Origin of the sequence: Streptomyces sp. WAC05292, assembly GCF_003949955.1 — a bacterium.
Lineage (GTDB): Bacteria > Actinomycetota > Actinomycetes > Streptomycetales > Streptomycetaceae > Streptomyces > Streptomyces globosus.
In genome coordinates, this window is record NZ_RPSE01000235.1 from 1 (window position 1) to 9647 (window position 9647).

9 protein-coding genes are annotated in these 9647 nt (G+C 72.4%); 6 read left to right on the forward strand and 3 right to left on the reverse strand.

The genetic code is table 11. The features are described from left to right. Positions 1–147 precede the first annotated feature (147 nt). Complete coding sequence (locus EF903_RS21845) at positions 148–1359, forward strand: M4 family metallopeptidase (RefSeq protein ID WP_125545715.1); 1212 nt, start codon at positions 148–150, stop codon at positions 1357–1359. A gap of 101 nt (positions 1360–1460) precedes the next feature. On the opposite strand, the gene EF903_RS21850 is transcribed toward EF903_RS21845, so the two are convergent. Together EF903_RS21850 and EF903_RS21855 are read right to left on the reverse strand one after the other, a co-directional pair. Next, positions 1461–2687, reverse strand: a complete 1227-nt coding sequence (locus EF903_RS21850) for a DUF1266 domain-containing protein (protein ID WP_125545717.1) — start codon at positions 2685–2687, stop codon at positions 1461–1463. 10 nt (positions 2688–2697) lie between these two features. After that, positions 2698–3102: an ATP-binding protein gene (locus EF903_RS21855; protein ID WP_260615751.1), complete on the reverse strand. Its 405-nt coding sequence runs from the start codon at positions 3100–3102 to the stop codon at positions 2698–2700. A gap of 218 nt (positions 3103–3320) precedes the next feature. On the opposite strand from EF903_RS21855, the gene EF903_RS21860 reads away from it, so the two are divergent. The 3 genes from EF903_RS21860 (at position 3321) to EF903_RS21870 (ending at position 5977) form a co-directional block, all read left to right on the forward strand. Then, the gene (locus tag EF903_RS21860) at positions 3321–4199 is read left to right on the forward strand and encodes a helix-turn-helix transcriptional regulator (protein WP_260615752.1); all 879 of its coding nucleotides are present in this window, start codon (positions 3321–3323) and stop codon (positions 4197–4199) included. A 3-nt stretch (positions 4200–4202) separates the two neighbouring features. Then, positions 4203–4394, forward strand: coding sequence for a DUF397 domain-containing protein (locus EF903_RS21865; RefSeq protein WP_125545719.1), 192 nt, complete (start codon positions 4203–4205; stop codon positions 4392–4394). Positions 4395–4822: 428 nt separating this feature from the next. Then, positions 4823–5977: a transposase gene (locus EF903_RS21870; RefSeq protein ID WP_125545721.1), complete on the forward strand. Its 1155-nt coding sequence runs from the start codon at positions 4823–4825 to the stop codon at positions 5975–5977. Positions 5978–6043: 66 nt separating this feature from the next. Here EF903_RS21870 and EF903_RS21875 read toward each other — a convergent pair whose 3' ends face one another. Beyond that, entirely contained in the window at positions 6044–7972 is a 1929-nt protein-coding gene (locus tag EF903_RS21875; protein WP_260615754.1) for a helix-turn-helix domain-containing protein, read from the reverse strand. A gap of 290 nt (positions 7973–8262) precedes the next feature. Between EF903_RS21875 and EF903_RS21880 the strand changes: the two genes are divergently transcribed. Both EF903_RS21880 and EF903_RS21885 read left to right on the forward strand, forming a co-directional pair. Continuing rightward, the gene (locus EF903_RS21880; RefSeq protein WP_125545723.1) at positions 8263–9003 is read left to right on the forward strand and encodes a methyltransferase domain-containing protein; all 741 of its coding nucleotides are present in this window, start codon (positions 8263–8265) and stop codon (positions 9001–9003) included. Positions 9004–9027: 24 nt separating this feature from the next. Continuing rightward, on the forward strand, positions 9028–9647 hold a 620-nt coding region (locus EF903_RS21885), incomplete at its 3' end, for an aminodeoxychorismate/anthranilate synthase component II (protein WP_148142553.1).

The window sequence follows — 9647 nt, forward strand, 5'->3', positions numbered from 1 at the left end:
GGGCTGCGCGGCGGACGCGGCCCCTGCCGTCCCGCGCAGGGCCGCGTCCGCCGCGCAGCCCCCTCCACGTCGAACCCCGAGCGGTCACGGACGTCCGGTGCGCCGCCGGACGGCCGACCGCCGGTCCTCCCGTCCAGGAGGTGTCCCATGAGCAGCACCTGCCGGCTCAACTGCATCATGCCCCCGTACATCCTCGAGAGACTGCTGGAGAGCGGGGACGGCGACGTGCGCCGGGCCGCCCTGCGCACGATGCTGACGACCGCCCGCCTGGCAGGCGAGCGGGCGGTGTGGAAGGACGTCGCCGGCGCGTCCGCGGCCCCGGCCGCCGGGCGGCGGACCGTCTTCGACGCCGGGCACGGGACCTTCCTCCCCTTCGCCGAGGTGGCCAGGACGGAGGACGGGCCCGAGTCCGCCGACGACTCCGTCAACCAGGTCTTCGACAACTTCGGCCTGACACGCGACTTCCTGAAGGAGGTCTTCCAGCGCAACTCCCTCGACGGCCGGGGCATGCGCCTGGACGGGTACGTCCACTTCGCCACCGGTTTCAACAACGCGTTCTGGGACGGGCGGCGGATGGTGTTCGGCGACGGAGACGGCCGCCTGTTCACCGATCTCGCCGGATCCCGCAGCGTCGCCGTCCACGAGCTGGGGCACGGCGTTACCGAGCACACCTCGGGGTTCGAGTACCACAACCAGTCCGGTGCGCTGAACGAGTCGATGTCGGACGTCATGGCGGCGATGGTCGTCCAGTGGGCGATGAAGCAGCCCGCGGAGGAGGCCGACTGGCTGATCGGGGCCGAGGTCTTCACCCCGGAGATCGAGGCCGACGCGCTGCGCTCGATGAGGGCGCCGGGTACCGCCTTCCACAACGCGCTGTTCGGCCGGGACCCCCAGCCGGACCGGATGGGCAGGTTCGTCCACCTGCCCGACACGGAGGAGGGCGACTGGGGCGGGGTGCACTACAACTCCGGTATCCCGAACAAGGCGTTCTACCTGGCGGCCGTGGGAATCGGCGGGTTCTCCTGGGAGGCCGCCGGGTCCATCTGGTACGAGGCGCTGCGGGCGTCGGCCCGGGACGCCGGCTTCCAGGACTTCGCGGACACCACCTTCCGGAAGGCCGGGGAGCTGTTCGGCGCGGACAGCGCCGAGCAGACGGCCGTGCTCGCGGCGTGGCAGGAGGTGGAGGTCGGGATCCGGGGCGTCCCGCCGGGGATCGCGCGGACCCGGGCGTCCGGCCCGGCCGGCGCGGGCCGGCAGGACGGCCTGGCGGCCCTGAGCCGGCAGGTCGGCGAGCTGAACGCCACGGTGAAGGCGCTCGCCAGGGACGTGGCCGCGCTGAAGGCGGCCCGGCGGGGGTGAGCCCGGCGGGACGCGGCGGGCCGGCGGCCGTGCGTGGCACCGCGGCACGCCCGTCGCGGGCCGTGCATCCGCCGGCCCCCGTCACCGGCCCGTCGCGGACATCACCCCTGGCTCCAGGGGATGTTCAGCCAGGGGCTGCCCGGGTCGGTGGCGAGCGCCTCGTGGGTGGCGGCCATGCCCGTGTACCAGTGCCCGTACTCCTCCTCGTCGAACTGGAGGCAGCGGCCGAGGATGAAGCCGGCGGAGAGGTCCTCCCAGGAGCGGTACGCCAGCCGGCACATCCGCCCGGCCCGGACCACGAAGTCCTCGGCCTCCTCGACGGTCCCGAAGCGGGCGCCGACGCCCCAGCGGGCCATCTGGGAGGCGCGGCCGTAGTCCCAGGCCTCGACGGAGCGGACCCAGCGTCCCTCGCCAAGGATCCCGTCGGCGCGGAAGCGCTGCTCATAGCGGGCGATCCGGCCGATGACGCGCTGCACGCCCGCGACCTCGCCCTCGATCTCGGCGGTGGAGCGGGGGCGGGAGACGGTCACGCCGTCCGGGGTGAGGCGGGGCTCGGCGGCGCGCTCGGCGTTGGCCCGCAGGGTGGCCTCGGTGGCGTGCCGCCAGTGCTCGATGTCGACGGGTCCGGCGAACTCGCGGGCGAGCGCGGTGCGGACGCGCAGCGCGAACTCCCACACCGAGCTGACCATGTCTGCGGCCAGCAGCCGCTCCACCGCGGACAGCCACTCCTCGCGGGTGGTGACCCCCCACCACTCGCGGAGCTTCTCGCGCTCCCTCAGGTAGCCGGCGCCGTGGTGGCCGAGGGCGTTCCAGAACTGCCCGTTGTGGACGGACAGATGGGCTCCGCAGGCCAGGCCGAACGCGACGGGCCCGTGCAGCGGGCCCCCGACGTGCAGGGCGTGCACCGCGTCCTGCTCCAGGCCGTACCGGTCGGCGCGCTCCCAGTGCCCCTTCCACACCTCGCGGTCGGCGGGCGAGGCGGGCAGGAACGCCTCGCAGGGCGTGCCGGGGTTCACGGCGAGGTACGGGGGGTCGCCGGGGTCGATGCGGTGCGCGAACCAGCTGAGGCTGTGGCGGGAGAACACCTGGTCGGGGGTGGGCGGCGGCAGCATGCCGGCGGTGTAGGCGACGAAGCACTGGGCGCGCGCCTGCGGGAACCAGACGGGCTGCATCCACACGGCGCGGGGATTGGCGTCCTGGAAGTGCCGGTCCTGCGGGACGAACAACTCGGCACGGGCCAGCGCGTCGAAGTAGCCGCCCCAGTCCCCGGCCGCCTTGGCCCCGTACAGCTCTCGTTCTATGGCGCTCGGCGCGATCCAGTTGCCCATGCGTCGAACCCTAACGGCGCCCCGAACCCCCGAACTCAGCCCATACGGTCTTGCCGACCACGCGCTCGGTGCACCCCCAACGGTCGGCCACCGCACCGACGATCCCGAGCCCGCGTCCCCCCTGCTCGTCGTGCCCGACCTCGCGCGCCACGGGCCACCTCTCACCCCTGGGGTCGGTCACCTCGATCCGCAGCACCGACCCGGTGAGCCGCATCTCGACGCGCAAGAACCGGCCCGGCACCGAGCCGTGCCGAAGCGCGTTGGTCGTGAGTTCGCTGGCGACCAGCGCGAGGTCGGCCGCGGCTTCGGGCTGCCCCCAGGCCACCGCGAGCCAGGCGGCTCGCCGCCGGGCCGCCGGAACGGAGTCCTGCCGGGGCGGGTAGTCCCGCACGTCCCGCCGCATCGGCTCGTCCATCTGCACGCACCTTCCGGTGAGGGCGGTGGCTCTGCCGTGCGGGCAGCACGGTGCACTTCCGCCGAGGTCGCGCCGCAGTGGTGAGCGGCTCGTCACCGACGGTATGGCGGCCGCCACGGACTGTGCAAGCTGTCTCGGGGATATCTATCCCCAGGAGTGAGTTGTGTGCCGGGGGCTGCCCCGGCAAAACTGTTGCCGGTACACCGGAGGTGGTACAAGTGGCGCCACAACAGACGGCGTTGGGGAATCGTGTTTCCACGGTGCTGGGACGCCGCCTGGGTGGTGAGCTGCTGCGCCTGCGGAGCGAAGCCGGACTCACCCAGCCGCAGGCGGCCCACGTCCTCAGTGCGACTGCCGCGAAGATCGCCAAGATGGAGCGCGGATGGGTGCCCTTCCGGGACCCGGACATCGTGGCCCTGTGCAGCCTCTACGGCGTGGAGGACGGGAAGTTCGTCGACGGCCTGCTCGGGCTCGCCCGTTTGGACAGGGAGCGCCGCAAGGCCAAGGGATGGTGGCAGGACATGCCGCGCGTCGGCGCGTTCGCCGAGTACGTGGCGATGGAGCAGGTTGCGATGCGGGTCCGCACCTGGCAGCTCGCCTTGGTGCCGGGACTGCTTCAGACGCCCGACTGCGTGCGCGCGCTGGGTGTCGCCTCCGCGTGGTCGCATCCGAGCGAGATCGAGATGCTGGTGGAGTCCCGGACGAAGCGGCAGATGCGGCTGGCGGGGGAGAACCCTCTCGAAATCCACGCGGTGGTCTGGGAAGCGGCGTTGCGGCAGCAGATCGGCGGGCCCGAGGTCATGCGCGGCCAGTTGCAGCATTTGATCGACATGGCTGGGCTCCCCCACGTGCACGTACAGGTACTGCCGTTCGGTGCGGGGGCGCATCATGCTGTGGGAGGGGCGTTCAACGTGCTGTCGTTCGCGGAGCCCGGAGCGCTGGACGTCGGCTACGCCGAGAGCGTGACCTCCAACGTGTGGGCTGAGGGGACGGAGGCCAGCGCCGGCTTCATGCGCGCCTTCGAGCAGGTGGCGCGCGCGAGCCTGGCGCCTCAGGCTTCGGTGAAGCTGATCGATGCGATCCGCAGGGGTGGGTAGGCGATGAACGACTTTCAGTTCAGGAAGTCCAGTTACAGCGGGGGCCAGGCGAACCAGGAGTGCGTCGAGGTGGCGTTGAACGTGCCCGGCACGGTCGCCGTGCGGGACAGCAAGCGGGACGGGGGGCCCGTCGTCGTGGTCGGGGAGGCCGCCTGGGCCGTGTTCCTCGACGGGGACGGTCTCCGCGCGCGGTAGGAGTCGCGGCGGGTGGGCCGGGTACCGCGGCCGGGCAGTCCGCGGGGCAGCGCGTGAACAGAGGAGGGGATGCTTCCTCTTGAGGTGCGCAGAGGGCGTCCAACGGTGGCCGGACCACCATCCGCGGCTTTCGCGATGGTGGTGCGGTCACCGTTTCGTGCGGTCAGGGGGGCGTGTGGCGGGCGGGGCCGGCGGTCCACCGGCGGTCCGGCGGCCCTCGATGCGGGGGCGAGCGGTTCCCGAGCAGGCCAACGGCCCGGCGCGTGTTCGTACGCCCGACCGACTTCCGTGTGCGGTCCGTCCGGACCTGATGACCGGCCGTGCACCGCGGGGCGAATGTGTGTGACGGCTCCACCTGGTTCCCGAACGGCCCCCGAGCGCAGGGTTGAAGCGCTGGAGGAGAAGCCGGGGGAAGGGATGGATCCACCATGAGCGCACCGAGTCTCGAACGACTGGAGACCCTGAGCGGCCGGTTCGTGCCGGATCTGGTCGTGGACGAGCTCTGCGCCGAGTTGTTCGCCTCGCTGCCGCGCAGTGACCAGCGCCGCAAGGGCGAGGTGTACCTGCGCGGCCTGCTCAAGGCCGAGGGCCGCAAGTCGATAAGGAACATCGCCGCGCACGTCGGCGACCGGGCCGCCGAGCAGAGCCTCCACCACTTCGTCGTCTCCTCCACCTGGGACTGGGGCCCGGTCAGGGCCGCGCTCGCCCGGTACCTGGAGCGGGCGCTGCGGCCGCGGGCCTGGGTCGTGCAGCCGGTGGTGATCTCCAAGGCCGGCACGGAGTCGGTCGGGGTGGCCCGCCGGTTCGTGCCCGAGCGGGGCCAGATGGTCAACAGCCAGGTCGCGTTCGGGGTGTGGGCCGTGGGGGAGGAGCAGAGCAGCCCCGTGAACTGGCGGCTGGCGCTGACCGAGCGGTGGCGCGAGAGCGTCGGGCCGCTGTCGCCGAACGTGCACCGCTCGGAGCTGGCGACGAGCCCGCTGGAGTGCGCCACCGGGGCGGTAGAGGAGCTGCGCGACTGGGTCGGGCAGCCCCACCGCCCCGTCGTCTTCGACCTGCCCGACGTCGACCCGGCCGCCGTGGCCCGCCGGTTCGGGCCCGCCGGGCTGCACTTCACGGCGACGGCCCGCGGCTCGATGCGGGTGCGGTGCGCTGACCCGGTGCTCCCCGGCAGCGGCAACCGGGAGCTCGCCGCGCACCAGTTGCTGCTGATGGCGCGGACGCTGCGCCGGCCGGTGAGCTGGCTGGACCCGGTGACGCTCCGGCCGCGGACCTCGCTCGTCGTGGGGGTGCGGGTGGAGCTGCCGCAGGTGGCGGAGCCGCTGGTGCTGTTCGGCGAGTGGACCGACCCGCGCGGCTGGCCCGAGCGGTGCTGGATCAGCGACATGACGCAGGCCCCCGCCGGGGCCCTGCTGCGCCTGGCGAAGCGGGCGCAGAACGTCGAGCACGACTTCGCGACGGTCTCGCAGAAGGTCGGGATCACCGACTTCGGCGGCCGCTCCTTCGGCGGCTGGCACCGGCACACCACGCTGGCGTCGGCCGCGCACGCGGTCCGCGTCCTCACCGAGCGGGGCGGGGAGCGGTAGCGCCGCCGGACCGGGGCCGGGAGGTCCGGCCTCCTCCGCCCCGGGCCGGCCCGGCGCGCCCTGTGGTCAGCCGATGGTGTGCCGCGGTGCGCCGCGCCGGTTCTGGCGCAGCGCCTGGCGGGTGCGCTGGAGCTGGAGGGCCAGCTGCACCTGGAGGGCCTGGGTCGGCTTCTGCCAGTCCTCGCCGAGGATCTCGGTGATCCGCTCCAGCCGGCGGGAGACGGTGTTGGGGTGGACGTGCAGCGACTCGGCGGCCCGGGAGGGGCTGTTGGCGGAGGCGAAGTAGGCCTCCATGGTGCGGACCAGCTCGGTGTACTGCTGGTCGTCGTAGTCGAGGACGGGCCCGATGGTGTCGGCGATGAACCGGTCTATGTTCGGCTTCTCGGAGAGGAGGACGCCGAGGAATCCCAGCTCGTCGGGGGAGGCCGTGCTGCCGGCGCCGGTGAGGGCGGCGACGGCGTCGAGGCAGCGCCGCGCCTCCTGGTGGACGTGGACGATGGCCGCCGGGTTCTCGACGGGGCCCGCCGATCCGGCGGTGACGGGTCTGCCGAGCACCTCCGAGAGCTCCTTCGAGGCGGTCCGGGCGATGGCGCCGGCCTCGGTGCCGGGCAGCAGCAGCACCACGCTGTCGCCGTCGACGCTCTTCAGCCCCTGGTGCCGGTTGGCGTACGAGGCCGCCCAGGCGGCGACCCGCCCCTGGACGCCGCCTTCGGGCCGCGCGATCACGACGACGTGCGGCTCGTCGAGGTCGAGGGCGAGGCGGCGGCTCTGTTCGGCGATCTGCACCGGGGACAGGGAGGTGCCGCGCAGCAGGTCCTGGAAGAACTCGTCCCGCATGTGGCCCTCCGCGGCCGCCATGCCCTGCTCCATCAGCAGCACGACGGCGGTCACCTGGGCGGTGAGCGCGAGGAGCTGCACCTGGAGGTAGGAGGCCGGCTCCTCGGAGAGGAGGATCAGGGTGCCCAGCATCTCGTCGCCCGCGGCGATGGAGGCGACCCAGACGCCGTCGGCGGTGCTGCGGGGCTGGCGGTCGGTGTGGGCGTCGAGGAGGGCGGTGCGGATCTCCGCCTCGTCGAGTTCGGGGACCGCGCCGACGGGGCAGGCCAGGGTGCGCCCGGCCGCGTCGCGGACGACGAGGGTGCCGTCGAGTCCCTTGACGGCCTCGGCGGCCAGGGTGGACAGGCCCGCGCCCTGGAGGACGAGGTCGAGGAGCCGGCCGTGGGTCTCGCGGAGCTGGCGGGCGGTGGAGGAGGAGTCGAGGGCGCGGGAGGTGTCCTGTTCCAGCTCGACGACCTCGTACCGGGTCTGCTCCAGCAGGCGCGCCTTTTCGATCGCAACGGTTGCCAGGTCGGCGAGCGAGCTCATCAGGGAGACCTCGTCCGGGGTGAAGTGCCGGACGTGGCGGTCGGCGACGTACAGCGCGCCGAGGCTGGCGCCGGCGTGCCGCAGCGGGACGGCCATGACGGCGTGCAGCCCCTCCGCCTGGACGACCTCGTCGATGACGGGGCTGTGCGTGAAGCTGGTGTCGTTCATGTAGTCGGCCGACCAGAACGGCGCGGACCCCTCGGCGGCGCGGCGGCCGACGCCGCCCTCGCTCATCGGGATGGCGAAGCCGATGGTGAGGGCGGAGGCGTGTCCGTCGGCGGAGCGGACCCGGGAGACGCCCTCCTCCGGGTCGTCGAAGCTGACCCAGGCCATGTCGAGCCCCAGCAGCAGGCGGGCCCGCCGGGTGATGACCTTGAGCAGCTCGTCGAGGTCGTAGGGGAGGGTGAGGTCGCGGGCGGTGTCGACGAGGGCGGCGAGGCCGGCCTCGCGCTGCTGGCGGCGCACGAAGAGCGCGCGGATGCCGAGGCTCTGGTCGCGGGCCCTGGTCAGCTGGGCGAGGGCGTCCCCGGACAGGCCGGAGTCCCGGGCTTTTCGGACCACGTCGTCGAAGGCAGCGGCGGGCGCCTCTCTGTTCAGCAGTTCCAGCATTTCGTAAGCGTGGTCAACCACGACGCTTCCCCCGACCCCCCATAAAGCCGTTGAGGATCGCACCAACGCGGTAACGCAATCCATGGCCAGCCTGAAAGTATCCCTTGTGGCAAGAAGTGGTCAAGAATCGCTCGAGCCCCGCTCCAGGTCAGCGGTGCGGAGGGTGATCGGGCCACCACGCGCCCGGAGTGATGCTGTCATCTGGACACCTTCTGGTCGAGGACCACTCAAGGGCAGGCTGATCACCGGTCGAGCCGGTGGCGTCCCCACCGCTGCGGCCGCCAGTCACGCAGCTTCCTTGAGGAGTACGCATGTCCCAGGCGGTACAGGTTTCCCAACTCCAGAGCTACGAAAGGTCGTTGCTCCGCAGCAGGCTGTCCCTGACCAGGTCGGACCGGCCGCGGGTGTTCTCCCTGGGCGGTCGCGAGTGGGACCTCTTCGACGAGGTCTTCGCGCCGGTCTACTCGCCGTCCACGAGCGTGGCACTGGAGCTGCTCGGCCTCAACGACCTTGACGCGGGCGGCCGTTCGGGCTCGTTCCTGGAGATCGGCTGCGGCACCGGGGTGATAGCCGTCACGGCCGCGCTGGCCGGATGCGAGCGGGTCGTCGCGGCGGACATCAGCCCCGCCGCGGTGGAGAACGCCGCCGTGAACGCCGACCGGCACGGGGTCACCCGCCGGGTCCGGGCGGTGCACAGCGACCTGTTCTCCGGCCTGCGCGAGCAGGAACGGTTCGACACGGTCTTCTGGAGCTCCAACTACGTGATGGGGCCCGCGGGTTACGAGTACAAGACGGTCCACGAGCGGGCGTACGTCGACACCGGCTACCAGGCCCACCGCAGGTTCGTCGAGCAGGCGGTGCACTGGACGGCCCCCGGGGGGCGGGTGCTGCTCCACTTCAGCGACCGGGGAGACCTGCCGGCGCTGTACGACATCGCCGACGACTGCGGCCGGGAGCTGGTCACCGTGGCGGGCCGCCGGGTCCGCGAGGGGGAGTACGGAGAAGACATGGTCGAGCACATGCTGATCGAAATCAGGCCACTCGCGGCTTGATTTGAACTGGGGGGATTTTTCGCCGTGCGTACGCTTCTTGTCGACAATTACGACTCGTTTACGTATAACCTCTTCCACTATCTGGCCGAGGTGAATGGCCGGGAGCCGGAAGTAGTCCGAAATGACGACCCGGACTGGAAGATCGCACAACTGGACGCGTTCGACAACGTCGTGGTGTCACCCGGTCCCGGAACGCCCCGCCGCGCATCCGACTTCGGCATCTGCACCGAGCTCGTGCACCGCTCCCACCTGCCGCTCCTCGGGATCTGCCTCGGCCACCAGGGCATCGGCCACGTCCACGGAGCGACGGTCGACCGGGCGCCCGAGCCCCGCCACGGCCGCACCTCGCCCGTCCTGCACGACGGCACGGGCCTGTTCGCCGGGCTGCCCTCCCCGCTGGAGGTCGTCCGCTACCACTCGCTCACGGTGACCGGGCTGCCGGACGCCCTGGAGGCCACCGCCTGGACGCCCGACGGCATCCTGATGGGCCTGCGGCACCGCACCCGGCCGCAGTGGGGCGTGCAGTTCCACCCCGAGTCGATTTGCAGTCAGCACGGGATGCAGCTGCTTGCAAACTTCGCCAGGCTGACCCGCGCGCACCAGGCGGCGCAGGGGACCGCCCGCCGGTCCCCGGCCCGCCGCCC

Bases quoted from the DNA above. Each gene is read 5' to 3' on its own strand.
- EF903_RS21850 (WP_125545717.1), bottom strand. From the start codon at position 2,687: ATGGGCAACTGGATCGCGCCGAGCGCCATAGAACGAGAGCTGTACGGG.
- EF903_RS21855 (WP_260615751.1), bottom strand. From the start codon at position 3,102: ATGGACGAGCCGATGCGGCGGGACGTGCGGGACTACCCGCCCCGGCAG.
- EF903_RS21865 (WP_125545719.1), top strand. From the start codon at position 4,203: ATGAACGACTTTCAGTTCAGGAAGTCCAGTTACAGCGGGGGCCAGGCG.
- EF903_RS21870 (WP_125545721.1), top strand. From the start codon at position 4,823: ATGAGCGCACCGAGTCTCGAACGACTGGAGACCCTGAGCGGCCGGTTC.
- EF903_RS21880 (WP_125545723.1), top strand. From the start codon at position 8,263: ATGTCCCAGGCGGTACAGGTTTCCCAACTCCAGAGCTACGAAAGGTCG.
- EF903_RS21845 (WP_125545715.1), top strand. From the start codon at position 148: ATGAGCAGCACCTGCCGGCTCAACTGCATCATGCCCCCGTACATCCTC.